The organism is Peribacillus sp. NPDC097225, from assembly GCF_044761955.1.
Classification (GTDB): Bacteria; Bacillota; Bacilli; order Bacillales; family DSM-1321; genus Peribacillus.
This window is the reverse complement of record NZ_JBIWDJ010000001.1, coordinates 72,533-97,559: the sequence shown is the minus strand read 5'-3', so window position 1 is coordinate 97,559 and position 25,027 is coordinate 72,533. Positions and strand designations below refer to the sequence as shown.

Annotated in this window: 24 protein-coding genes, 1 pseudogene and 2 riboswitches; of the genes and pseudogenes, 18 read left to right on the top strand and 7 right to left on the bottom strand. The window is 39.6% G+C overall.

Annotated features, from left to right (window positions below; translation table 11 throughout):
• A complete protein-coding gene (locus ACIQXH_RS00435) occupies window positions 1–279 on the top strand; it encodes a YokU family protein (RefSeq protein ID WP_402868964.1) in 279 nt (92 codons plus the stop codon).
• Window positions 280–717: 438 nt separating this feature from the next.
• Here ACIQXH_RS00435 and ACIQXH_RS00430 read toward each other — a convergent pair whose 3' ends face one another.
• The 3 genes from ACIQXH_RS00430 to ACIQXH_RS00420 all read right to left on the bottom strand — a co-directional run bounded on the left by ACIQXH_RS00430 (window position 718) and on the right by ACIQXH_RS00420 (window position 5,006).
• A complete protein-coding gene (locus ACIQXH_RS00430; protein WP_402868961.1) occupies window positions 718–2,091 on the bottom strand; it encodes a HAMP domain-containing sensor histidine kinase in 1,374 nt (457 codons plus the stop codon).
• Window positions 2,088–2,762, bottom strand: coding sequence for a response regulator transcription factor (locus ACIQXH_RS00425; protein WP_402868959.1), 675 nt, complete (start codon window positions 2,760–2,762; stop codon window positions 2,088–2,090). The genes ACIQXH_RS00430 and ACIQXH_RS00425 overlap by 4 nt, the downstream gene beginning before the upstream one ends.
• A 141-nt stretch (window positions 2,763–2,903) precedes the next feature.
• Window positions 2,904–5,006 carry an MMPL family transporter gene (locus ACIQXH_RS00420; RefSeq protein ID WP_403121806.1) on the bottom strand — a complete coding sequence of 701 codons (2,103 nt, stop codon included), beginning with the start codon at window positions 5,004–5,006 and terminating at the stop codon, window positions 2,904–2,906.
• Window positions 5,007–5,346: 340 nt separating this feature from the next.
• Here ACIQXH_RS00420 and ACIQXH_RS00415 point away from each other — a divergent pair, with 340 nt between their 5' ends.
• From ACIQXH_RS00415 to ACIQXH_RS00390, 6 genes are all read left to right on the top strand, one after another.
• Window positions 5,347–5,574, top strand: a complete 228-nt coding sequence (locus ACIQXH_RS00415; RefSeq protein ID WP_402868957.1) for a YozE family protein — start codon at window positions 5,347–5,349, stop codon at window positions 5,572–5,574.
• 25 nt (window positions 5,575–5,599) lie between these two features.
• Entirely contained in the window at window positions 5,600–7,369 is a 1,770-nt protein-coding gene (locus tag ACIQXH_RS00410; protein ID WP_402956826.1) for an ATP-binding protein, read from the top strand.
• Window positions 7,370–7,541: 172 nt separating this feature from the next.
• A complete protein-coding gene (locus ACIQXH_RS00405) occupies window positions 7,542–8,249 on the top strand; it encodes a hypothetical protein (protein WP_402868953.1) in 708 nt (235 codons plus the stop codon).
• Between the two features lie 170 nt (window positions 8,250–8,419).
• Window positions 8,420–8,590, top strand: a complete 171-nt coding sequence (locus tag ACIQXH_RS00400; RefSeq protein ID WP_402868951.1) for a YozD family protein — start codon at window positions 8,420–8,422, stop codon at window positions 8,588–8,590.
• 221 nt (window positions 8,591–8,811) lie between these two features.
• Complete coding sequence (gene deoD / locus ACIQXH_RS00395) at window positions 8,812–9,516, top strand: purine-nucleoside phosphorylase (protein WP_403121804.1); 705 nt, start codon at window positions 8,812–8,814, stop codon at window positions 9,514–9,516.
• Between the two features lie 269 nt (window positions 9,517–9,785).
• Window positions 9,786–11,243, top strand: coding sequence for a lmo1851 family serine protease (locus ACIQXH_RS00390; protein WP_483878329.1), 1,458 nt, complete (start codon window positions 9,786–9,788; stop codon window positions 11,241–11,243).
• A gap of 525 nt (window positions 11,244–11,768) precedes the next feature.
• Here ACIQXH_RS00390 and mtnA read toward each other — a convergent pair.
• The 3 genes from mtnA to ACIQXH_RS00375 all read right to left on the bottom strand — a co-directional run bounded on the left by mtnA (window position 11,769) and on the right by ACIQXH_RS00375 (window position 15,113).
• Window positions 11,769–12,815 (bottom strand): S-methyl-5-thioribose-1-phosphate isomerase, encoded by a 1,047-nt coding sequence (gene mtnA, locus ACIQXH_RS00385; RefSeq protein WP_403121802.1) that lies wholly within the window; start codon window positions 12,813–12,815, stop codon window positions 11,769–11,771.
• Between the two features lie 12 nt (window positions 12,816–12,827).
• A complete protein-coding gene (mtnK, locus tag ACIQXH_RS00380) occupies window positions 12,828–14,033 on the bottom strand; it encodes an S-methyl-5-thioribose kinase (protein ID WP_402988807.1) in 1,206 nt (401 codons plus the stop codon).
• Window positions 14,034–14,104: 71 nt separating this feature from the next.
• Window positions 14,105–14,257, bottom strand: a riboswitch (SAM riboswitch).
• 73 nt (window positions 14,258–14,330) lie between these two features.
• A complete protein-coding gene (locus ACIQXH_RS00375) occupies window positions 14,331–15,113 on the bottom strand; it encodes a carbon-nitrogen family hydrolase (RefSeq protein ID WP_403122599.1) in 783 nt (260 codons plus the stop codon).
• A gap of 100 nt (window positions 15,114–15,213) precedes the next feature.
• On the opposite strand from ACIQXH_RS00375, the gene ACIQXH_RS00370 reads away from it, so the two are divergent.
• The 7 genes and pseudogenes from ACIQXH_RS00370 to ACIQXH_RS00340 form a co-directional block, all read left to right on the top strand.
• On the top strand, window positions 15,214–16,398 hold the full coding sequence (locus ACIQXH_RS00370) for a pyridoxal phosphate-dependent aminotransferase (RefSeq protein WP_402868943.1): 1,185 nt from the start codon (window positions 15,214–15,216) through the stop codon (window positions 16,396–16,398).
• Window positions 16,399–16,513: 115 nt separating this feature from the next.
• A riboswitch (SAM riboswitch) is annotated at window positions 16,514–16,670 on the top strand.
• 156 nt (window positions 16,671–16,826) lie between these two features.
• On the top strand, window positions 16,827–18,059 hold the full coding sequence (gene mtnW / locus ACIQXH_RS00365; RefSeq protein WP_402956863.1) for a 2,3-diketo-5-methylthiopentyl-1-phosphate enolase: 1,233 nt from the start codon (window positions 16,827–16,829) through the stop codon (window positions 18,057–18,059).
• Window positions 18,060–18,061: 2 nt separating this feature from the next.
• Window positions 18,062–18,718, top strand: a complete 657-nt coding sequence (locus ACIQXH_RS00360; RefSeq protein WP_402868939.1) for a 2-hydroxy-3-keto-5-methylthiopentenyl-1-phosphate phosphatase — start codon at window positions 18,062–18,064, stop codon at window positions 18,716–18,718.
• Between the two features lie 2 nt (window positions 18,719–18,720).
• A complete protein-coding gene (locus ACIQXH_RS00355) occupies window positions 18,721–19,347 on the top strand; it encodes a methylthioribulose 1-phosphate dehydratase (protein WP_402956865.1) in 627 nt (208 codons plus the stop codon).
• 21 nt (window positions 19,348–19,368) lie between these two features.
• Window positions 19,369–19,902 carry a cupin domain-containing protein gene (locus ACIQXH_RS00350; RefSeq protein WP_402988224.1) on the top strand — a complete coding sequence of 178 codons (534 nt, stop codon included), beginning with the start codon at window positions 19,369–19,371 and terminating at the stop codon, window positions 19,900–19,902.
• A gap of 127 nt (window positions 19,903–20,029) precedes the next feature.
• Complete coding sequence (locus ACIQXH_RS00345) at window positions 20,030–20,956, top strand: CobW family GTP-binding protein (RefSeq protein WP_402868934.1); 927 nt, start codon at window positions 20,030–20,032, stop codon at window positions 20,954–20,956.
• A 62-nt stretch (window positions 20,957–21,018) separates the two neighbouring features.
• Window positions 21,019–21,165 (top strand): annotated as a pseudogene (locus ACIQXH_RS00340) (DUF2188 domain-containing protein); the annotation flags it as partial.
• 57 nt (window positions 21,166–21,222) lie between these two features.
• Here the strand turns inward: ACIQXH_RS00340 and ACIQXH_RS00335 are convergent.
• Window positions 21,223–21,465 (bottom strand): DNA alkylation repair protein, encoded by a 243-nt coding sequence (locus ACIQXH_RS00335; protein WP_402868932.1) that lies wholly within the window; start codon window positions 21,463–21,465, stop codon window positions 21,223–21,225.
• A 102-nt stretch (window positions 21,466–21,567) separates the two neighbouring features.
• On the opposite strand from ACIQXH_RS00335, the gene ACIQXH_RS00330 reads away from it, so the two are divergent.
• The 4 genes from ACIQXH_RS00330 (at window position 21,568) to ACIQXH_RS00315 (ending at window position 25,018) form a co-directional block, all read left to right on the top strand.
• Window positions 21,568–21,852 (top strand): hypothetical protein, encoded by a 285-nt coding sequence (locus ACIQXH_RS00330; protein WP_403121800.1) that lies wholly within the window; start codon window positions 21,568–21,570, stop codon window positions 21,850–21,852.
• A 103-nt stretch (window positions 21,853–21,955) separates the two neighbouring features.
• The gene (locus ACIQXH_RS00325; RefSeq protein WP_402988230.1) at window positions 21,956–22,918 is read left to right on the top strand and encodes a YncE family protein; all 963 of its coding nucleotides are present in this window, start codon (window positions 21,956–21,958) and stop codon (window positions 22,916–22,918) included.
• A 5-nt stretch (window positions 22,919–22,923) separates the two neighbouring features.
• Window positions 22,924–23,616: a response regulator transcription factor gene (locus ACIQXH_RS00320; RefSeq protein ID WP_403121798.1), complete on the top strand. Its 693-nt coding sequence runs from the start codon at window positions 22,924–22,926 to the stop codon at window positions 23,614–23,616.
• Window positions 23,606–25,018 (top strand): sensor histidine kinase, encoded by a 1,413-nt coding sequence (locus ACIQXH_RS00315; protein ID WP_402868924.1) that lies wholly within the window; start codon window positions 23,606–23,608, stop codon window positions 25,016–25,018. The genes ACIQXH_RS00320 and ACIQXH_RS00315 overlap by 11 nt, the downstream gene beginning before the upstream one ends.
• Window positions 25,019–25,027: the final 9 nt, after the last annotated feature.

The window sequence follows — 25,027 nt, the reverse complement described above, 5'->3', positions numbered from 1 at the left end:
ATGGAAGTATGTCCGTGGTGTGAAACAGGAAAACTCTCTTCCATAAAAGGTACAGTTTATTGGGAATTACCGGATGGAACGAGGGCTGTTGAGATTACCGAAACTCCATCATCCTATTGTGAAAATTGTAACGCCCTATTTCAACGTGATGAAATCGTGAAAGAAATTGAAGACCAGCTGTTTTTAATTGATACGAAACAGCTAGATAAGCAGACTACGTATGAGGAACTATTAAAGATGAAGCGAATGCTGAAACGGAATTATTTTGACTTTTCTTAGGAGGAGCGAATTCTATAAAAAATACAAACTATGATTTTTGATAAAACATTTATCTGATCCTCGGGATTGGATAGATGTTTTTTTGAATTGAACCTAGATAAAATCGGCTAAACGGACTGATTATAAGTGCAAGGATAGCTGAGGTTTTCTGCAGAAAAAGCCCCTAATATTGTCCACTATAACTCTTTCACACTAATGTCCGACGATCTCTTCTGCAGCAAGTTCCATGTAATAATTAATAGGCTTAGACTAGAATAAGCTACTTTCCTTATTTTATAAGTTTAGAAAAACTTTTCCATGTTCGTTTTTAGTTGGTTGAGTAACGCGGAAGGGAGGGTGTACGAATGTTCAAAAGGATGGATTATTATAGTTAAAGCCACCATATCTTAATCCTGGTGGCTTTAGGTATATGTTGATCTAGGTGCGTAGTTAGCCTATTTATAGTTTAGGCAAAGTGATGAAAAAACATGTTCCTTTTCCGAATTGACTTGAAACACGTATGCTGCCACGATGGAAATCCACTACCTCTTTGACAATTGCCAGTCCCAGACCAGTGCCTTCTTTTGTCCTAGAAGCGTCCGCTCGGTAAAAACGTTCGAACAAATGAGAAAGTTCTTCTTCTTTAATCCCCATACCGGTATCTCGAAATTGAATGAAAACATCATCGTTTGTTTCTTCAACGATAATTTTAATGGAACCGTTCGGTTTATTGTACTTTAAAGCATTTGTAAGTAAATTATCCCAGACAGTTTCCAATAGACCTTCATCACCATTGAAACGGATTGGTGCAATTTTATAATATAGTTCGATGCCCGAATCTTCAATGAGCCACAAATATTTTTGAATCAGCGTCTTAAGTTGTTCATCCAATGCAAATGAGGAGCGTTTTAATGCACGTGTAGGCTGATCTAAAAAGGTTAGCAGTAGTAATTGCTTAGTTAAGAGAGATAATCGCTTAGTCTCTGTCTCGATAATCGATGTGTATGTTAGGCGATCTTCTTCTGTAATGCTGGGTGACTTCAATAGTTCAGAATATCCTTGGATATTTAATAGCGGCGATTGGAAATCATGAGAAACATTGCTTATGAATTCTTTTCTTGATCGATCTGTTTCCTGTAATTGCTTCGTCATTTGATTGAAACTTGATGCAAGCTGTCCAATTTCATCGCGTCGTTTAACCTTCAGTAGAAGGTCATAATTTTCTTTTGATATTTGTTTAGTGGCTTCCGTTAATTGTGTAATGGGTCGTATTAATTGTTTCGCAACAAATAGCATTCCAATCAGGCTGATTATCGCCATGGATATGATCAAACAAGCCAATATTGTATGCACTTCAGAAAATAATAAGCCAATATTGGGCCGAAGGAAGACCCCATACTGTTCGCCATTATATATAAAGGGGACACCGACAGTATTGATAATTTTATTCGTAAAAAAACCTGTCATGAATGACTGATTTGGATAGTTCTCCATACCATGAAAGATATTTCCTTTAAATACCGTTTCTTTGGCGGAAGGGGGTAATTCTGACGTTTTAAATGCCCCTCCAAAGAACTGAGAATAACCAGATTCCCCGACAACATAAAATTGATACCCTATATCGCCAAGTGTCGATAAATAATGTTCTAAATCCAAATCAGGCGTACTCTCGATATATCGTGTAATATTTTGTGCTATGGCGACATTCTTTTCATCATTTTGTTCCTTAGTAACCAGATGGTAATACGTGTTTGTTAAAAAAAAGCCGACAATTGTACTGAATAGCATAAGGCTTAACGTAGTGATAATGAACTGTTGATACAAGGTTTTCATGAATGTTGAACCTCTAATTTATATCCTAAACCACGGATTGTGTTTATTTCGATATTAGCCCCTAGACGATCCAATCGGTTTCTCAGGCGTTTGATATGTGTATTAAGGGTCAGGCCGTCACCTTCATAATCATGTCCCCATATTTGTTCCATGATGGTAAATCGCTCGATGACATAATTGGGCCGATTTGCAAGTAATGATAGCAATTCAAATTCCTTTAAGGGCATGATCAGTGTTTCTGATTCGGTTGACACTTCAAAAATTTTACGATTAATCGTCACATTACCGATCCGAATGATATTTTGGCTGTCCTTATCAAATCTTCTAAGGATGACGGCAATCCGAAATAGTAACTCTTTAGGTTCAAAGGGCTTTACTACATAATCTTCGGAACCTGCTAGAAACCCTCTCGTTTTATCTTCTAATTGATCTTTTGCCGTTAACAGTAGAACAGGAATTTTATAATCTTGGTTGAGTATTTTTGTCAACTCAATGCCATCCATCCCGGGCATCATCACATCAACTACGGCTAAGTCAGGAACTACTTCTTCTAATAAGTAAAGCGCCTCTTTCGCATCATTAGCTTTTATGACATCATATCCTTCCCGCATTAAATGAATACTTACCAGCTGTAATATATGTTTGTCGTCATCACAAACCATTATTTTCAATACAATCACCTCAAACCATTTTTTGCTTTATATGTACATGGGTTCGCTTTCATGAAATCTATACTTACATGCATGTAAACAGGTAAGAACGCAGAGACATGTGGAAGTCTCTGCGTATGGCTTGTATATTTGTTTTTTCTTTTATTTCTTATCTTTCTCAAAGAATAATATTAATGCGGGCAATAGCATTCCACGCACTAAGAATGTATCCATTAAAATACCGATGGCAACGATGAATCCAAAGACGAATAAATCGGCTATTGGCATCGTAGTCAATGCCGCAAAGGTGGCTGCCAAAATTAAACCAGCAGATGAAATGACCCCACCTGTATTCCGAATAGCGATTTCCAAAGCCTGTTTCACTTTTTTTGTTTTGCGTTCTTCTAAGAAACGGGATATTAAAATAATGTTATAGTCTATCCCGAGAGCGACTAAGAAGATAAACGCATAAACAGGTACACGTGTACTTACTGCTTCATAACCGAACAGAACATCAATGAGGAACAGACCTAATCCTAATGCCGCCAAGAATGAAAGTAAAATGGTGGCCATCATATAAACCGACATTTTTACTGACTTCGTTAACACGAATAGGAGGATTAAAATTAATAATGTTTCTAGTAGGACGATCACCCAAATATCACGATTATTGACATCACGCTCGTCAACAAGTTTAGGAGTAATTCCACCAAAATACACTTCACCGGATATATCTGCTTTACTTAGGATTTCATCATCGTTTTCAATTAACTCCTTCATCATATCGATTGCTTCGACAGAATAAGGGTTAAGGTCAAGCGTCATACTATATTTTACTACTTTCGCGTCGTCAGATACATTTGTTAGTCGAACTGATGTAACATCTTTTTCAGATTCGAGCGTTGTCCGTAATGCTTCGATCTGTTTTTCTGATAACGTTTCTCTTCCTTCGAATAAAATGGATGTTGGAGCCAATTCACCTTTGTCGTATTTCGCTTCGACGATTTCGTAGCCCTCACGTGAAGGTAAATCTTTTGGGAAAGATTTCACTGTATCAAATTCAAAATCAAGGTTAAATACATTTAACGCTGACACAACCATTAAAATGGCGATAATCCCGCCAGAAAGGCCTGGTTTATTTACAACGAATTTTGCAACGGGTCCCCAGAAGCGATGTTTCACTTCTTTCGTTTCACCAAACTTCGGTACTTTCGGCCAGAAGGCTTTACGCCCGAATAGGGTGAACAGCGCTGGGACAAGTGTAATGGATGCTAACATGATGACAAACATTGTCGTTCCAAAAATTGGCGCAAAGTTTTGATAATCACGGAAGTTTGCAAAGAATAATACTAGCATTGCGGCGAGTACTGTTCCGCCTGCTAAGAATACTGGCAATCCTGTAGCACGCATCGCATGTTTCATTGCCTCATATTTGGTCTCATGGTGGTTCAGTTCTTCTCGGAAGCGAGAGAATATGAATAATGAATAGTCAATCACGGCCGCGAACAGCAAAATACTCATTATCGATGTAGTTGAATTGTTGATTTCAAGTCCACCAGCACCCATTAATCCGAGTGTTTGATTCACTACTTGGTATACGATTACTGTTGCTAATAGTGGGATAAAAGCCAATAATGGAGAACGGTAAATAACGATGAGCAGGATTAAAATAATCACTATTGTGGTAAATAGTAACACGAAATCTGCTTGTTCGAACAACTTAAGCGTATCTCCAGCAATTCCTGCAGGACCAGTAATACGGAAGGAAGTTTCAGACATACCCTCTGTAACGCCATTTCCAACCTCAGCCATAGCATCTACGGTTTCGCCAATTTGGCGGCTATCAAGACCAGGGTCTAAAGTCATTGGAATGATGATCGTAGACTGGTCATCTGACTTGAACCCTTCGATTGCTTCTGGCGGTAATTGAGAGATATTGACGATTTCATCGACACCCTCAATTTTAGCACCGATGATTTTATTCATAATGCTTGTAACTTCTTCTAAGTTCACCTTACCATTTTCGTTATGAAAGGTAAGAATACCAGGCGTCCCTTGATCATTAGGGAAGTATTTTTCTAATTTTTCATTTGCAATAATGGATTGTGCATCGTCGGGTAAGGATTGAAAGTTTGTCACTTTGTAATCACTTACTGCCGGACCGGCACTTAACCCAATCATTAAGACCAGCCATGTGACAATTGTAATCCACATACCTTTCTTAGTTGAAACCCAATCAGTTATTGGGCGTAAAAAAGAATTCATTTAATTATTTCCCCCTTATAGTTTAGAGCTGCAATGTGAAATGCGGACATCACATTTAAGCTCGTCATCACTTTCTATTTCATTGTAATGTAACTAAATGAACTGAAAATGAACTTTTAGTTAAATTATGAAAAATTGGAGGGGTAACCAGCTGGATAATAAAACATTTATCAGCGCCTGAAGATTTACTCTATATACACAAAATTCGTGGTAAAGCATCTAGATGGAATTTATAGTTGAAAGGGTAATTAACAATCAAGACTTGTATAGGTGTAGACGTAAGCGTTAGTTTCCGATATATTAAGATTTAAATCATAGTATTTTGATAAGGGGGCTCGACATGAGACCGTTTTACTTATTTTTAATGAAATATCGACAGCCGAAGGAAATTGATGAATTTACAAAATTCGCAAACCATGCATACGAAGATCACAGTTTTCCAAAGCAATCGGATGATTATCATGAAGTGAGCAGTTACTTGGAGTTAAATGGAGACTATTTAGATAGTATGACTATATTCGATCGATTATGGGATCAATATGTCCAAATAGAAGAAGGACTGCTATAGATACAGGAATAGGGGGAGCCGAAGGATGTTTAGAAGCCTTCAAGCCCGAATTTTGTTTTATTCTTTAATTATATCGAGCTTACCTGTTTTGATATTGGGAATCATTTCTTATGAATCACAACGCTCCTTGCTAGCTAAAGAAGCGAAGAGTACATTGAATTCAGGTTCACTTAATATGGTAAATGAAATGTACAGTTATTTAAATGAACGGATTAGTGATGTTAACTTAATGAGTACGAATACGGTATTGATCAATCCTGATTCTTCTAAAGAGGAGAAGACCGATGAATTGAAAAGATTCACAGAAGCAAAAGGTGAATACTTTGGTGCCGTATATTTAGATTTGGAAGGTACGGTCATGGCTGATACCTCAAATAAAATGGTCGGAACAAGCTTAGCTAATAGAATATGGTTTCAAGAAGGGCTAAAGGGGCATGAATTCCTATCGGATGTATATAAAACGAAAGCATTTGCTGAACCTATTATAGCCTTAAGTGCACCGGTAAATGATAATAAAGGGAAAATGATCGGTGTTGTGTCCCCGGCCTTTCGGATATCAGGCCTTTGGGATATGATGGAGAAAAAGGCCAATGACATTAGTGAAAAGTACCCTGTGAATTTTTATATGATCAATCAGGATGGCATTATGATTTCAAAAAAAGATCCGAATGGCATTCATGAGAGTTCTAATACGACATTGGAAGATATGGGCCTTACAAAAGAAAAGTTATTGGAATCCGCTAATTCCAATAATTTATATAGTGCAGAAAATGGAGAAAAGATATATTCCATTCAATACGTTCAACCGATAGCTCAAACGGAAAATAAATGGTTTGTGGTAGTGGGAGCTGACAAAAAACAAGTATATCAGCCGTTAAATGATCTTTTATCCCGCTATCTTTCTATATACACCATTGTATTTATGTCCATCATTCTAGGCGTCTATTTACTTACGAAATCTCTGGTGAAACCAGTACATAATCTAGTGGAAGTGACGGAAGATTTTATCCAGGGAAAAGAGTTCGTGGTCTCTGATAAAAGAAGTTTTGTAGAAATGGAGAAGTTGAATCATGCGTTTCTAAGGATGATGGATACGATTAAGGATAGGGAAAGAGAAATCGTCCGTACCGAAAAGTTAAAATATGTCGGACAACTGGCCGCAGGGGTAGCGCATGAAATCAGGAACCCATTGACGACCATCAGGGGTTTTCTCCAACTGTTGAAGAAGCAGGATTATGAAAAAGAGTTAATTGAAAAGTACAGTGATGTCATGCTTGGGGAAGTAGATCGAGTGAACGTTTTTGTTACACAACTCCTTGATTTAGCTAAACCCCACCAGCTTGAAATGGAGAATTTGGATCTGAAGGAATTCCTTGATGAACTGGTTGTTGTCTATTCGGCTTCTACTCTATATAAAGATGTCACACTCGTTAATACATTGACAGAACCCGTACATACCTATTCCGATAAAAACCGGTTGCGTCAGGTTATCCTTAATGTCCTGAATAATTCCTGCGAATCGTTTGAGTCAAAAGGGCAGATTGAAATGACCGTCGATACTTCACCTCATTATGTACAATTGAAGATCCGAGACGATGGAAAAGGGATTAAACCTGAGAATTTAAAAAATATCGGGATGCCCTTTTATACGACAAAGTTAAAAGGAAATGGTTTGGGAGTGGCAACTTGCATCCAAATAATGGATGAACTCAAAGGGAAATTTCAAATCGAAAGTAAATATGGACAAGGTACAGAAGTGATCTTGACGATTCCGACAACAAACCGTCTCATTTAAAGAGGCGGTTTTCCTGTCTTGCCCTATTTTTTTGATAGGTTACCATAATAAAAGTTTCTCGCATAACCTATCTAAATGAGTCAAATGCCCCCTCTTTTCCATTAACCACCTTGTTTGTTCATGCATATAATTTACTATCAAACGATAAGGACCATATTGGGGGATGTCTCTTATGGGCAAGAAAAATCAGCCAAAATTCAAATTAGGCGATACAGTCGTAATTATAATGTATGGGACAGTCGGGAATATAACCGATATAAAATATCTCGATGGTTCTTATGTGTATGAAGTAAATTACAGCGAAGGCCTATATATTGAAAAGACATTACAGTCTATAACTGAATACGAAGGAGAAATCCTTTATCAACAGGAACAAATCGATATCGAATATAAATATATTATCGGTGATTTAGTCCAGGTCGATGGATATGAATATGATTATTTTAAGATAATTGGCTATCGAACGGAGATTTGGCGCTATAAAGAGAATGCCTGGGAAGATGTGATATATGAATTATCACGTATCTCCGATGGGGAATGGCTGGAAGCGCATGAAGAAGAATTGACTTTAGTAGCCGATGCCAAACGTGCAGATGCAATCATTCAAAAATTGGGGCTGCTCCTTTCTAATAAGAATAACGAGCTTACTATCATTGCTAAACAAAACAACCCTGGTAAAGGTGAGCGAGATATGACTATGACAAAAAATGAAAAAATGGAAATGATTGATGGACTGTTGGATTTATATAATGATTATTGTAAGCTTTTTCATCAATTTGGCGATGATGAATATCAACATATCATGAAAATAGCTCTTGCTAAAATTGAGAAGGCGGCGGAAGAAATTTACCCAGGTCACAAAAAAGAGCATACGAAATAAAAGGTCTCGAAAAGGGATGTATACACTTTAGCACGAGCCGATGAAGACTCATCTCTAAGAAATTGAATCAACGAATAAAGTGTAGGATATCCGTAAGTTTTGAGAGAAAATGCCCTACTGGCATATTTATACCTATACATTCATACATCTTTAATTAAGGGGGCGATGATTTGCGAGAAATTGAGGTTTTTATTGATACTGAAGAGATAGCGGAATTCTTTTACCAAGAATTATTAAAGCGGGGCTATCTTCCAAAAGAATCTGAAGTTGAAGATCTTGCTGACATCACATTCGAATACCTTCTTGAAAAATGCATTATTGATGAGGAAGTCGATGAATGATGTATCATCAATCAATGGGCAGTTTTCTTGCCATTACTCCTTAAAATCAACTAAAAAGACGGCGGGTTTCCGCCGTTTTGCTGCGTTCCACCGATCACTTAAAGAGTGTTATATCCTACTTCCTGCAGTAGATAAAGAAGTTCTATTTTCCTAATATGGGGTTGGTATGTTATAGTAATTGGGAATGTCATTTCAACCACTTCAAGGAGGGAATTTTAAGAATGAGCGTACATATTGGTGCTAAAGAAAATGAAATTGCGGAAACGGTTTTGCTTCCTGGGGATCCGTTACGTGCAAAATATATTGCTGAGACGTTTTTAGAGGATGCTAAATTATACAATGAAGTTCGTAATATGTTTGGGTATACAGGAACTTATAAAGGAAAACGTATTTCCGTTCAAGGTACAGGAATGGGTGTCCCTTCGATTTCGATTTATGTAAATGAATTGATGAATAGCTATAATGTCCAAAAACTTATCCGGGTTGGGACAGCTGGTGCCATTCAAAAAGATGTGAAGGTCAGAGATGTAATCCTGGCTATGAGTGCCTCTACAGATTCACAAATGAACCGCATGACATTCGGTGGCGTTGATTTTGCTCCTACTGCTGATTTTGATTTATTGAAAAAAGCTTATGATGCAGGGGTGGACAAAGGGTTGCAATTGAAAGTCGGAAACGTATTTACCGCAGATCAATTCTATAATGATAATAGTGAATTGGAAAAGTGGGCCAAGTACCAAATCCTTGCTATAGAAATGGAATCGGCTGCATTATATACACTTGCTGCTAAGTTTGGTCGTAAAGCATTATCCGTTTTAACGATTTCCGACCATCTTTTAACAGGTGAGGAAACAACCTCCGAAGAGCGCCAAATAACATTCAATGAGATGATTGAGGTTTCTTTAGAGGCAGCGATTCAAGACTGACTATAAACGTTATCATTTACGGGTAGCCAGGAATAGAAGAAACTAAGATATTTAGTTTCTTCTATTCCACGGAGTCCGTATTTTTGCACGTAAATAGAATGTGGATAAAGAATTGGTCTCTATAAGAAAGCTGGATTGGAGCAAGATGGTAGGCACTTACATATCATTCAAAAAATTTGATAACTAAAGTTTTCCGATTTGCTAGAAAGCTGATAAAATAGGATGTATTAGTTAATATTGTCATGAAGAATGAAAGTGGTGAGGCTTCAGTGGAAGAAGAAAATCAACAACAGCCCAAAGATGAAGGCAAAATTGTGAAAATAAAAAAGTTTACGTTTATTATGGGGATTTTCTTACTCATATTTTTGACAGCAGGGATAACTACAATCGCGTTGACCTTTGGCGATGAAAAAGTAGAGTCACTTGCACCGAGTAATCATCCTGAATTTGAAAAGTTATATTCTACATATGATACGATCAAAGATAATTATTATGAAGAAATCGATGAGAACACGCTCGTGGATGGAGCTATAAATGGAATGATAGAATCGTTGGATGATCCTTATTCCTCTTATATGGATAAGAAAGAAGCCTCCAGTTTCCATGAGAGCATCTCTTCTTCCTTTGAAGGAATAGGTGCTGAAATCCAAGAGAAGGATGGACAGATCATGGTGGTTTCCCCTATTAAAGGATCACCAGCTGAAAAAGCCGGAGTCCGGCCTAATGATATTATACTAAGTGTCAATGGCAAAAGCCTTGATGGCTTAAGTTCTTCGGAAGCTGTCTTGAAAATCAGGGGGAAAAAGGGAACAAAAGTGGAACTTGCCATTTCAAGGGCGGGTGAAAAGGAACCGATTACTTTGTCCATTAAGCGTGATACCATTCCGATTGAAACGGTTTATTCAGAGATGCTTGATGATGGGATTGCCAAAGTGCAGGTTACAAGTTTTTCTGAGCATACGGTGGAAGAGCTGAATACGGCACTTGAAGACATGGATAAAGAAAAGATGAAAGGCCTAATATTGGACTTACGTGGAAATCCGGGTGGATTGCTTGACCAAGCGATCGCGATGGCAAACTTATTTATCCCGAATGGGGAAGTCATCCTTCAGGTCGAGGATCGAAAAGGAAAAAGAGAAGTCTATAAATCCCAGAATAATGGTGAGTTGAAGCTACCAGTGGTCGTATTAATTGATGATGGAAGTGCAAGTGCATCTGAAATCGTTGCCGCCGCTGTTAGTGAATCTGCGGGTATTCAGCTTGTAGGGGTAAAATCATTCGGGAAAGGGACCGTGCAAAAAGCCGCAGACTTTGATGATGGTTCCAACTTTAAGTATACAGCACAAAAATGGCTGACTCCGAAAGGCAATTGGATCCATAAAAAAGGGATTGAACCGGATATAAAAGTCAAGCTTCCCGAGTATGCCAATCTTCCATATATCTCTCCTGATAAAGGATTGAAAGTATCGGATTCCTCGAGTGAAGTAGAAGCAGCGGAGAAAATGCTGAAAGAAGCCGGGTATAATCCAGGAAAAGTGGATAAGTATTTCGATGAAGAAACAAAGGTAGCGGTCAAGGAATTCCAAAAGGATCATAAGATCAAAGAAACAGGTGTCATTAAAGACGATACAACCGTTAAATTGATGGAAGTCATTAGGGATAAAATCCTTAAAAATGATACTCAAGTGAAAAAAGCGGTGGAAGTATTGAAAAAGAAAATCAAATAATCTTTTATAAAAACAAGCGGCCTATCAGCAAGCATTTATTGCTGATGGGCCGTTTTTCGTATGCTTGACTTAGGTGTGTGTGTAATCCATAAGGTGACCATGGAAGAAGTACCAATGGGTGGGGAATGGAAGGGTATCCATGATGAAGTAGAATTTGAAGAAAACGAGCGGTAAACCCTGCTTGAGGAACATGAACTTTCATACAAGGCTAAGAATAATTACTACCGAAAAGCGGCAGAAAAATCAAAGAAGGCTAGATGCCAATCTGACTAAATTCTGCGATTATATCTATCAAAAAGAACCTCGTCAGAATAAATATAACAGGAGCAACTGAATGGGTTTCCAAGGTTAATCGTGAAAAGAATGAAGGGGCTGTCTAATAAGTCCTTATTCCAGTGGATTTCGCAAAAATAAAGAGGCAGAAATGTTGTTAAATCAACGTTTCTGCCTTTTACTATTTATTCAATTTCGGTGTGTAATTACACCTTTTGGGACAGCCCCTTGATCAATCCTTTATAAATAATTTCATTTTACAACAAGCGGGATATTACTCCTGTAATCAGGTGAAATGATGCCATTTTCGGTAATGATGCTTGTAATAAGAGAATGGGGCGTAACGTCAAAAGCAGGATTGAATGTCTTCACATTTTCTGGTGCTATCCTGACTCCTTGTATAGAAGTGATTTCATCCCCATTCCTTTCTTCGATTGGGATGGAGATACCCGACTCGAGAGATAAATCGAATGTACTTGATGGTGCTGCTACATAGAAAGGAATATCGTAATGCTTAGCTAATATCGCCAAACCCAATGTACCAATTTTATTGGCTGTATCACCGTTTGCCGCAATACGGTCTGCTCCGACTATAATGGCTTCGATTTTTTTATGATGAATGGTGTGGGCTGCCATATTATCCGAGATTAATGTAACGTCCACTCCAGCTTGCATAAGTTCCCATGCGGTGAGTCGTGCCCCTTGCAAGACAGGTCTCGTTTCACAGGCATAGACCTTTATAGGAAAGGATCTTTCCTGGGCCAGGTGGAAAGGTGCGAGGGCAGTTCCGTACCGTGCAGTGGCTATCCCCCCAGCATTACAATGGGTTAAAATAGAATCACCCTCGTTGAATAAAGACAATCCGTATTCACCAATTTTTCGGCACATCTCCACATCCTCTGAAAATAGCTTTTTTGCTTCAGCAACAAGAGCGCTTTTGGCTGAAGCTATGCTATTGGCTGCTTGTAGAGTACTCTCCATTCTTTTCAGTGCCCAAAAAAGGTTGACCGCTGTTGGTCTTGAAGAAGCGAGTGTAGTAACATGTTTCGTGACATTGTGTTTAAATTGCCATAAATCCGTGGTATTTTCCTGGATTGCACCAAGAGCAACGCCAAATGCTGCAGTTAGCCCGATAGCGGGGGCACCACGGACCTTCAAGGTCAAGATGCTGTCATATACATCTTTAACCGTAAAAAGTTCAATGAATTCTATTTTTGATGGCAAGGCCTGTTGATTCAATAAGGTAATATGGGTATCATTCCATTGGACGGAATAGGGTAGTGGCGTTGTAGTTGTCATATGTATATCTCCTTATAGGGCTGAATAGGAAGGCAATGTATATTGCTTTACGGCTTCTATCACTGCTGAAATATTCAGTTCTTTCCGATTTTTGATTATATGGGCCCCGATTTTCAAGGTAGCCGTTTTAGCTGTAATTCTAGTTTCTTTATTCTCAATGCCATTTAAATCAGCAACATGAGATAGGCCAATGGTTCTTCGAATTAGTTCACATCCTGCAAAGCCATATGCATCACCTTTAAACTTGTTGAGTACATATGGAAGATAACCTTCGATCTTACTGTAAGGACTTTTATTTTCAGAATTCCACAGGTTTGTATATGTTTCTTCAAATGTATTCCAAAATTCCTGAAGATGAGTAAAGATTTCTTCCTTCCCAGTGGCCTCGCGTGTTACTGCCTGGAATAGGAGATTCGCCATGTATTGTCCAAGGTCAAATCCAACAGGACCATAAAAAGCGAATTCAGGGTCAATTACCTTTGTTTCTGTATCACTTGCAAATATACTTCCCGTATGTAAATCGCCATGAAGAAGGGCCTCCTGCTCGGATTCGAAGCTTTGTTTTAACTTAGCCACTTCCAGTATTAAATCAGCATCTTTCCATATAGACTTGGCAGCCTCCAGCAACTCAAGCTCAAACTCGCCTGGATGTTCCTCCAAAAAAGGATCCGTGAAAATGAAAACCTCAGTAATCTTGCAGAGTTCTGGATTCGTGAAGTTCCGGGCAACCTCTTTTTTCGCTGCCGGTTCCAAATGAAAATCAGACGTATAAAAAGCGGTCTTTGCAACAAATTCACCAATATGTTTGGATAATAGAGGGAAATGATCTCCTTCAATTAATCCGGTCCGGGCGATTTTCAAGTGTGATAAATCTTCCATGACGGTGATTGCAAGCTGTTCATCAGAATAATAGACTTGTGGGACAAGTTCGGGACAATAGCTTCTGAATTGAATTAATGCATTTGCTTCGATAGCCGATCTTTTTAAAGTCAATGGCCAGCTTTCACCAAGAACCTTTGCGTAAGGAACTGCTTGTTTGATGATGACTCCTTTATTTGTTACGGGATTTGTAACGTGAAAAACATAATTTAAATTTCCGTCACCGATTTCATTACATAGTAATGAGTCATCTGAATGCAGTAACCCAAGTTTCTTCGTTAGGTCAATTGCCGTTTCGTTTGTCAATAGCTTGAAATTTGATGGTTGAGTCATTGTTATCCCTCCAAGTACATTAAAAAATATGAAAAAGCCCCTTTCCCATAGAAAGAGGCAGAAGCTTCACTTCGAACCTCTTATCTCCCAGAAAGAATTCTTTCTGGTGGATTTAGCACCGTGCTCTGTGGATATAATCCGGCGGAATTCCCGCCCCATTTCACAATGGTATTACAGTCGGTTGCTGGGCTTCATAGGGCCTTTATCCCTCAGCCTGCTCTTGATAAGAGTATTGTATTTATTTTCAGAAAATTAATCTTGAATGAATGATATCAATATTTCAAATAGTTTGTCAATGGGAAATTAATAAAAATCGGGCCGCCGATCTTCGAAAACGGGTATTTTATTTCTTGCTTCTCCTACTTTTTCTAAGTCAAGGGTGCCGAGTAGAAGTTCTTTTTCTTCACCAGCCTCACAAATGATTTCTCCCCATGGGTCGATGATGATGGAATGTCCGGCAAAATGATTATTGCGGTCAGAACCGGAACGATTCACAGCCACAACGAAGGCTTGATTTTCGATTGCCCGGCTGATTAACAGTGCCCTCCAATGATGGAGCCTAGGCTTTGGCCACTCGGCGGTCACGAAGATAACCTCCGCACCTCGTACCGTATGGGCTCGTTGCCATTCCGGAAACCGGATATCATAGCAAATGAATCCGGCGCAAATCTTTTCATCGAGGGAGAATAAGCCGTCTTTTTTGCCAGGTTGTAAGTAATGGTGTTCATCCATCAATTGAAACAGATGGAGTTTATCATATTCTTTAACCAGTTTGCCTTCTTTATCGATGATGAGCATTGTGTTATAGATGCCTTCCTTAGTTTTCTTTGCAATCGAGCCACCGATTATGTTAATTCGGTGTTTTGTTGCAAGGGCTTTTAGAAAGGTAATGGTTTGTTCTGCTTCTTCGTCTGCAATTTCATGTAATCTCGTTAAGTCATAGCCGGTTGTCCATAGTTCCGGCAGCATGACGATGTCCGGTTTAGACTGTACAGCTTTTTCAATCCATTGTTCTACCACCTGAAAATTTATATCTGGCTGTCCAAAGGCAATGTCCATTTGTAAACAGGCGATTTTCCATTTCATCATTTAAAACCTCCATATGTAAAAAAGTACTTTACAAGATTAAGATAAACATATATCATTTGTGACTATAATTTCAAGAAATTTCAGAGAAGGTGCAAAGATGGTGCAATTCGAAAAATCCAGACTTCTTCAAGAGCTTCCAAAGCAGTTTTTTGCTTCTTTAGTCGAAAAAGTTAATAACATAACATCAGAAGGCAAGGATGTCATTAATCTTGGGCAGGGAAATCCAGACCAACCGACTCCTGAACATATCGTGAAGAGCCTGCAGACAGCAGCAGGAAATTCCATGAATCATAAATATTCTCCTTTTAGGGGGCTTCCCTATTTAAAAGAAGCTGCGGCCCTCTTTTATGAACGTGAATATGGCGTCAAGCTAGATCCTAAAACGGAAGTGGCGATTCTTTTCGGTGGAAAGGCTGGTCTAGTCGAATTACCGCAATGCTTGTTGAATCCAGGCGATACAATTTTAGTGCCTGATCCGGGCTATCCAGATTACCTGTCAGGTGTAGCGTTAGCCCAAGCTAAAACGGAAATTATGCCCTTGACCGAAGAAAATGATTTTCTTCCCGATTATAAGGAAATAGATAAAGAGGTTTTTGACAAAGCGAAGATGATGTTCTTGAATTATCCCAATAATCCCACAGGAGCATCGGCGTCAGCAGAATTCTTCGAAGAAACGGTTTCCATGGCAAAAGAACACTCGATATGTGTGGTCCATGATTTCGCATATGGTGCAATTGGGTTCGATGGGAAAAAACCGGTAAGCTTCCTTCAAGCAGAAGGATCAAAAGAAGTGGGGATAGAAATTTACACCCTTTCTAAAACATATAACATGGCGGGGTGGAGGGTTGGCTTTGCGGTTGGCAACCAGAGTGTCATCGAATCGCTTGAATTATTGCAGGATCATCTTTACGTCAGCCTTTTTCCCGCAATACAAGAAGCCACGGCATGCGCTTTACTGGATTCACAAGAGTGTGTGAAGGAACTCGTGAACATGTACGAAGGACGACGAAATGTATTTATCGAAGGGTTACGATCCATTGGATGGGATGTCCAGGCTCCAGATGCTTCCTTCTTTGCTTGGCTAAAGGTCCCTGAAGGATATACTTCAGCGAGCTTTGCAGATCATTTACTGGCACATGCCCATGTAGCAGTTGCACCAGGAAATGGTTTCGGTGAATTTGGTGAAGGATACGTCAGGGTGGGACTTCTCACTTCAGAAGACAGACTCCAAGAAGCGGTAGAAAGAATTCGTACATTGAATATATTCAAAGAAAATCAGTGAGATATTGAATAGTTTGAACATTATACCTATTGACAAAGTATGAATTGCGTGAAAGAATATAAAAAAGAATTCTAAATTTTTAGTTAAGATACATAAACGAAAATATAATAGCATTTTCTTATTTTGAGCAGGTGGAGGGACTAGCCCGATGAAGCCCAGCAACCGACTGTAATACCATTGTGAAATGGGGCGGAGATAATACCGCCGGATCATTTATTGATTCCGTAAGGCACGGTGCTAATTCTTGCAGCTATAGAGCTGGGAGATAAGAAGATGGCTTTTTCAAAGCCTCTTCTTTAGGAAGGGGCTTTTACATGTTTAACAGAGAATTGGAGTGCAACTTTGTTCGCAGATGGTTAGAAGCTTGTTAAAGGAAAGACCAACAATGACAACTTTAAGAATGACTTTTACGTATTGGGAGTGATCAGATGAGCGAAATAATCGCTACGTATTTACTTCATGACTTCAAAGGAGAGCATGAGAAAAAAGCAGAAGGCATTGCGTTAGGATTGACTGTAGGGACATGGACTGAACTTCCTCACTTGGTGCAACAGCAACTGGAAAAACATAAAGGTAGGGTAGTTTCCGTAACACCCCTTCCCGAAGAAGAGCGAGTTAATCTCTATTTCGGTCAAAAAGTGTACCGTTCAACAATCAGGATTGCCTACCCGGCAGGTAATTTTTCTAATGATCTACCGGCTATCTTGACGACAGTATTCGGTAAATTGTCATTGGATGGGGAAATCAAATTGATGGATTTGGACTTTGTCGGCGATATTCAAAAAGCCTTTCCAGGTCCTCGATTCGGAATTAGTGGGATCAGGGAAAAAATTGATGTGTTTGACCGCCCCCTAGTGATGAGTATTTTTAAAGGTGTGTTAGGTCGAGACCTTGCCTTTCATAATGAACAATTGGAGCAACAGGCATTGGGAGGAGTCGATCTTGTCAAGGACGATGAGATTCTTTTTGACCAAGATCAGACGCCTTTCATCGATAGAGTCAAAACCGGAAAGGCCATTTTGAAAGGTATCTATGAGACAACGGGACATCGAACCTTATATGCTGTGAACCTGTCAGGAAAAACACTAGAACTATTGGATAAAGCTGAACTGGCAGCCGAAGCCGGCGCAGATGCCTTGTTATTTAATGTTCATACATATGGATTGGATGTTCTACAGGCTTTACGCGAAAATGACCGGATCAACTTACCGATCATGGCTCATCCGGCATATAGCGGAGCATTAGCTTCATCTTCATTTTATGGACTCAGCTATCCGCTTCTCCTTGGAAAACTGGTGAGGATATCAGGTGCAGATTTATCCCTCTTTCCCTCTCCATACGGAAATGTGGCACTCGATAAAGCAGAGACATTGGCGATTGCTGAAGGATTGACGAGAAATGAAACATCTTGGAAAAGGACTTTCCCGGTTCCATCGGCAGGTATCCATCCTGGCATGGTTCCAGATCTCATCAAGGATTTTGGGATAGAAAGTGTGATCAATGCTGGTGGGGGCGTCCATGGTCATCCGGATGGTGCAAAAGGCGGAGCTAAGGCCTTCCGTTCCGCAGTAGAAGCTGTCCTTTCCGGAAAATCATTGTCAATCGCGGCTGAGGAAGATGAGGAACTTCAAAAAGCACTGGCCCTATGGGGAGGGCTATAATCATGGTCAAACCGATCATTTTCTGTGATTTTGATGGAACGATCACCAACTCGGATAATATCATCTCAATCATGAAGAAGTTTGCCCCGCCCGGCTGGGAGGCATTAAAAGATGGTGTTCTTCAGCAAAAAATCAGCATTTCCCACGGTGTAGGGGAAATGTTTTCCCTGCTGGATAGCGATTTAAAGGAGGACATCATTCAATATGTGAAGGAGACAGCGGGTATTCGCCAAGGGTTCAGTGATTTTGTGGAATTTACAAAAAAATCAGATATTCCTCTCTATATTGTCAGTGGTGGAATGGACTTTTTCGTTGAACCTCTTTTGAATGACCTCTTACCTGTAGAGAATGTCTACTGTAATCATGCCGACTTCAGTCAGGAAGAAATTATGATTGAGTGGCCGCATACTTGTGATGACCAATGTAATCATGGGTGTGGTTGCTGTAAACCTACGATTATGAGAAAGCTTTCTACAAAGGATCAGTATAAATTGGTGATTGGAGATTCCGTTACCGACTTTGAAGCGGCTAAACAGGCAGATTTTGTTATTGCCCGTGACAGGCTCCTTGAAAAGTGCCGCACAGAAGCCATTCCCCATAAAGAGTTTGAAACTTTCCATGATGTGATTGATATTCTAAAAAAAATGCAGGAGGTGTAAGGGTGACAGCTTCAAAAGAGTGGCAGGAACTAGCGCAAATAAAGGGAGAACTAGCCGAGAGAGATTGGTTCATGGGGACGAGTGGAAATTTATCGATCCGTGAGGCTAATAGCCCTTCTTTTTATATAACCGCAAGTGGCAAGGATAAACGCAAGCAGACAGATTCCGATTTTATTTTGGTGGATTTGTCAGGAAAACCAGTCGAAATGACCGAGCTCAGACCTTCCGCTGAAACTCTTCTTCATACAGAGATTTATCGGAAAACGGATGCCAATTGCGTCCTCCATGTCCATACAGTAGAAAATAACGTGATTTCCGAGTTATATAGTGAAGTTGGGGAAGTGACTTTTTGTCATCATGAAATTATCAAGGCTACTGGACGATGGCAGGAAGATGCAGAATTGAAGATACCCATCATCCATAACCATGCAGATATTCCGTTGTTGGCTGAGACATTCAGTCCCTATGTCGATGCAGACTCAGGAGCGGTGCTTATCAGAAATCATGGTATAACCGTATGGGGAAAAAGCGGGTTGGAAGCAAAAAAAATCTTAGAAGCATGTGAATTCCTGTTTCAATATCAGCTGTTACTTAACCAGCAAAAGATATTGACAGGTTCGCTCAGCTAAAAATATAAAGGAGGAAAAATAATGGCTACAATTAGATTCCAAGAAACAAATGAAGTAATTGAAACAAATGAAGAGGTTCAGAGCTTTTTAGAGACTCAAGGCGTAATTTACGAACAATGGGATATTTCAAAATTGCCAGCCCATCTGGTGGAAAAATATGATCTTACGGATGAAGATAAACAAGAGATTCTTGATGCTTTCCAGTCAGAGATTAAAGAAATTTCGGAAAGAAGAGGATATAAAGCGCATGATATTATCACATTATCCGATTCCAATCCGAATTTGGACCAATTGTTGCAGAACTTCAAGCAGGAACACCATCATGAAGATGACGAGGTACGGTTCATCGCTGGGGGAACGAGTATCTTCGCCATCCAGGGTAGCGAGGGAAAATGGTTCGATGTCCGACTTAACCCTGGAGATTTGATCAGCGTACCTGAATCGACTCGTCACTACTTCACGCTAGCGGAAGATAGAAGAACAGTCGCGGTCCGTATTTTCGTTACAGCGGCCGGCTGGGTTCCGATATATGAAAAAGATGAAGTTCAGGCATAATAAAAGTGTGAAAAAACCAGCTTTCGGGCTGGTTTTTTTATGTGGCCCCGCAGGGTGCTTAAGCGGGAAAAGTATGATAAAATTTTAACGGAAATAAAAATCGTGTACATTATAGGAGAAGATACTAATGAAAACGACCGAAGTATATATATTAGGCGGCTTTCTCGGTAGCGGGAAGACGACGCTTCTTCGAAATATATTAAAGCAGGAAAGTGAAGCGGGTAGAAAAGTGGCCGTGCTTTTAAATGAACTTGGCAGTGTATCGGTGGATAGTGGTTTGATTGGCGATGACGTACCGTTAAAGGAATTGTTTGATGGTTGCATTTGTTGTACCCTTCAGGACAAGCTTGAAATTCAGCTGCAAGAATTGTTGACCGAAAATGATCTAGATGCCGTTTATATTGAAACAACAGGTGCAGCACATCCAGTAGAAGTACTCGATGGAATCATGTCACCATTTTTTGCTAATAAGTTAGAGTATAAAGGGATTATCACGGTGGTCGATTTATTGAGGTGGCGTGACCGAGAACAGCTCTCGCCACAGCTTAGACAGTTGTTGTCCGAGCAAATACACCACGCAGATTTCATCTTATTAAATAAAGCGGATTTGGTAAGTGAAATGGAAGCATCCCAACTCATCTATTCCATTCAGGGGTTGAATCCAGAAGCCGTATGTTTATTGACGGAATATGCAGCCGTATCTATAGGTTCCCTGCAACAAATGCATAGGAACCAACATAAAAACCATCAAAAGCTCGAAGTACATAGCCATCTTCATTTAAGTGCAATCGTGCATACTTTTACAGGGACCATTAATCAAACCGACTTTGAGGATTGGCTCAGGGCCCTCCCTGAAACGGTATACAGGATGAAAGGATATCTTTCCTTCACGCATTCGCAGCATCCTTACTTATTCCAATATTCTTATGGGATGCCATTGTATATGAATGAAATGATTAAAATGCCTTTGAATATCGTCATAATCGGCGAAAAACTGGATAAAGAGAAGATAATCAATGAGTTAAAAGCTTTGGAAGTGAAAGCGGCGATATAGACGTTTACCACCAATCGAAACCGGGAAAAGAGGAGGACTAGTTATCGAGGAGGTGGTTATGGATGCCGTGGAACAAAAGCGATTATCCTAATTCAATGAAAAATCTTGATGCAGATGTCCGTGAAAAAGCCATTGAGATAGCGAACGCTTTACTTGATGAAGGATATGAGGACGGGAAAGCTATTCCAATCGCCATTGATCGAGCAAAAATGGCAGTCGGAAAAGAATAAAAAAATCAGGCCCCTTAAAGCATGGGCCTGATTTTTTTATGACTGCAGTCCAAAAGCTGCAAATGTTTTCTCATCTTCAATAAGCCCACATGCTGCGCACTGTACTCGAACTTCAGGACCATTATAGGCTAGGTGAAACGGCTGAAGGGCATCATTTGAGTACTGTTCGACAATCTCACCGGATTGCGGATCTTTCTTAACAGGGGTGGGAACCTGTTCAATGAGATTGAAACGGGATTTATTTGTCCTGCAATTCGGACAACGATATACTTGAGACAATTCACTCACTCCTTTAGAAGTAATAAAGTTAAAATATACTTATAGTCTTTACGAAGATGATTTTTAATATGTATAAATTAGTAATGGATGGAAGGGAAATGGATGAAAAATTTAATGAATGATGAGACAATATTGGAGGCTTATCTAAGCCTATGGAATAACAGGAGGGTATTGAAGGGGGAAGAAGACCCGTCAAGAGTTCTGTCAGAACTTATCCGACGTGAACTCTTGGATGAAAATGCCCATCCTCGGGCAAGGAAGCCAATTCATGATAAATTTCATTTAAGTGTCAATCGGGTGAGGGAATCCTCTCTTACCGATGCAGAAAAGACAGCAATCATTTCAGCTTACCATACGGTACAGGAACGACTGTTGGCTTCAAAGTGAAGCGGGAGTTGTTCATCATTTTTCTTTTTTTCTTCATACTTTTTTCACATTTTATTGTTAGAATATTTGAAAATAGCTTTTAAACGAATGAGGAGTCAAAGTCATGATGCGGGTCATTCCCCTTTTGCTTGCCGTTGCCCTGCTTTGTGGATGCGACAGCAATGAAACGTATACCAAAATAAACCTGGATAAATCTTTTTTGGCTACTGTCAACATTAAAAATACAAGCTTGACGTTCCTGGATGAAAACTATCAGCGCTTTGCCAGTTGGGATATTTCTGAACCCTTTACAGGAGCTTTGCTCTTAGCGGACAAAGATACGCTCCTTCTGTATGGAAAGGAGATGTCGACGATTGAAATCTTTTCCCTATCCGCTGGTAAACACATAAACAGCTGGAATTCAGGGAAGGGGATCGTCAATATGCTTATGCTAGAAGAAGACAAGGGGATTGTGGCTGTCAACCAATTGAATCATTCCATTTCCTTTTTAGATGAAGAAGGCAAGGAGCAAGACAGGGTCAGGGTTGGTCAAAGCCCCTTAACCGTACTTCAAGGGAAGCAATCACATAATTTGTTTGTCGTTAATTTTGGGGATACCATCTGTTCGGTGATTGATCTTGAAACAAAAAAAGTTGATCGGGAGTTTACGATAAAGAGTTCCTCCACAGGCGCTTTAGTAAGGGAGGAAAATGAAGAAATTTGGATAGGCGGTCATGGTGAGGGAAAAAAGGTAGAAGAAAATCTCTATATTTATTCGACAGAGACGGGAAAGTTGAAGAAAAGGATTAAGGCGGCGACTATGCCAATAAAATTCATTGAAAATGATGACGGGATTTTTATTCTGAGTCATGGTTCAAGTTCTTTATATAAATTGAATGACAAATATGAAGTGATCAAGAGCCTTGTTGTAGGTGTCAATCCTTTTGAAATGGGAAACTTCAAGGAGGATTTGATAGTGGCAGGGTATGACAGTGATGAAGTGTATATAGTGGATACTGAAACCATGGAGGTCAAGAAAACGGCAAAAGTCGGTGAAGGTCCATTTCAAATGTTGGTTAGGGAGTAGATAACATGCATCATTACACCATTTTAATCGTTGATGATGAAGAAGATATGCGTAACTTGGTAGAAATGTATTTGCTTAACTCAGGATATAAATGTCTTCAAGCGGATAATGGGAGAATGGCCATATCCCTGCTTGAAGTTCATGATGTAGACTTGATCTTAATGGATATCATGATGCCAGAAATGGACGGTTTTTCCATATGTGAAAAAATCCGCTCACAATCTGAAGTCCCTATCATTTTTGTCAGTGCAAAAGGTGAGGAATGGGATATGGTAAAAGGATTAGGGATAGGCGCCGATGATTATTTGGTGAAACCTTTTAATCCAGGTGAACTGGTGGCCAGGGTTGGAGCTGTACTACGCAGAGCAGGGAAAATGTCATTGAAACGAGAAGATACAAATAGCATTCAGCTGGGTGAAATTAACGTCAACCTTGATTCCAGAACTGTGTCTCTAGAGGGGAAGCAAGTGATATTGACATTGAAGGAGTTTGAATTGCTCGTATTCCTCATCCATCATCAAAATCAAGCGCTGAGCCGCGAGCAGCTCCTCGAGAACATTTGGGGCGGAGAATATGGGGGTTCTTTACGTACGGTAGATACCCATATCAAAACGTTAAGGATGAAATTGAAGACTGACGACTATATTCAAACGGTATGGGGCATTGGCTATAAAATCGAGGAAAAACATGTGGAATAAGCGACCGTCCCTATCTATTAAAATATGGGTAACGATTATTGCCGCAATTATTCTATCGGTTCTATTCGCATACTCGCTATCACAATATTATTACAAAAACTTATATGTAAAAAAAATTAAAACAGATTTAGTTAATGAAGCCAGCTTGCTTGGTGTGGACTATTCCGGAGGGGAAATCACTGAAGATTTCGTGGAAAAGGTAGAATGGTTCAATAGTAAAAATGATAGTGAAGTCTTTGTTGTCAGCAACCCAAGGGAATTAAGTGCTTGCCTGCCCTTTGAAATCGATTATGACACCCTCATTTCAGAAGAAGAAAGGCAACTCCTATTGGCCGGACAAGCCGTAGAAAAAGAAGGGTATGAGAAAAGGTTCGATAAGAATATTGTAGCGGCAATTATTCCTTTAAACGATGGAGATCGCCTTGAAGGCATCATCTATACATATATTCCCGTTGATTCGATTACCGATTTACTTAGAGAGTTTGCAGCAAAATGGTTGGGGGCCGCATTTTTATTTTTAATTGTTGTGATTTTCTTTATGACAAAATGGTTGAAAAAGTTGGTCAAGCCGATCAAGGAAATGGAACACGCTGCCAATCGCGTTTCGGATGGTGATTATAATATTAAGCTTCAAGTCAAGAGCCAAGACGAAATAGGGAGTTTGGCTCAAGCATTCAATGAGATGGCACAGTCCATTTATTTAGAAGAAGAAAGAAAAAAAGAATTCCTCGAAAATGTAGCACATGAGCTTAGAACACCATTGAGCTACGTTTTAGGATATACGCAGGCCATTAAGGATGGCATTGTGAAAGATGAAGAAGAAAAACAAAAATACCTTCAACTCATTTCAAGGGAAACGCAAAGGCTGCAAAAACTTTTAAGGGATTTAATGAATTTAGCTAAGTTGGACAGTGAACAAAGTGGTCTTCATAGTACGCCAATTGCCTTTGCCCAATTCATAGAAGAAGTGTTGGTTAAATATGAGCCTATTATGAAAGAAAGGCAAATCCGGTTGGAGGTTGAACTAGATCCTGACCCGATTATTATGGGTGACGAAGGAAGAGTAGAACAAGTTCTTCATAATATCCTGGATAACGCCATTACATATACGGAAACGGGGGGCACCATCTACTTAACATTGACCCAGCAAAAAGAAGAGTGTGAGCTAATCATCGGAGATACTGGAAGAGGAATACCGGCATCAGATATTCATCATGTGATGGAACGCTTTTATCGAGTGAACAAAGCACGAAGCCGATTTGATGGGGGCTCGGGGCTGGGGCTTTCCATCGTCAAGAAATTGGTTGAGCAGCAAAAAGGTAAAATTACTATAGAAAGTGAGGAACAGATAGGTACAAAAGTTAGCATAGTGCTACCGACTATAGTAGATGAATGGAATTAATAAAAAAGG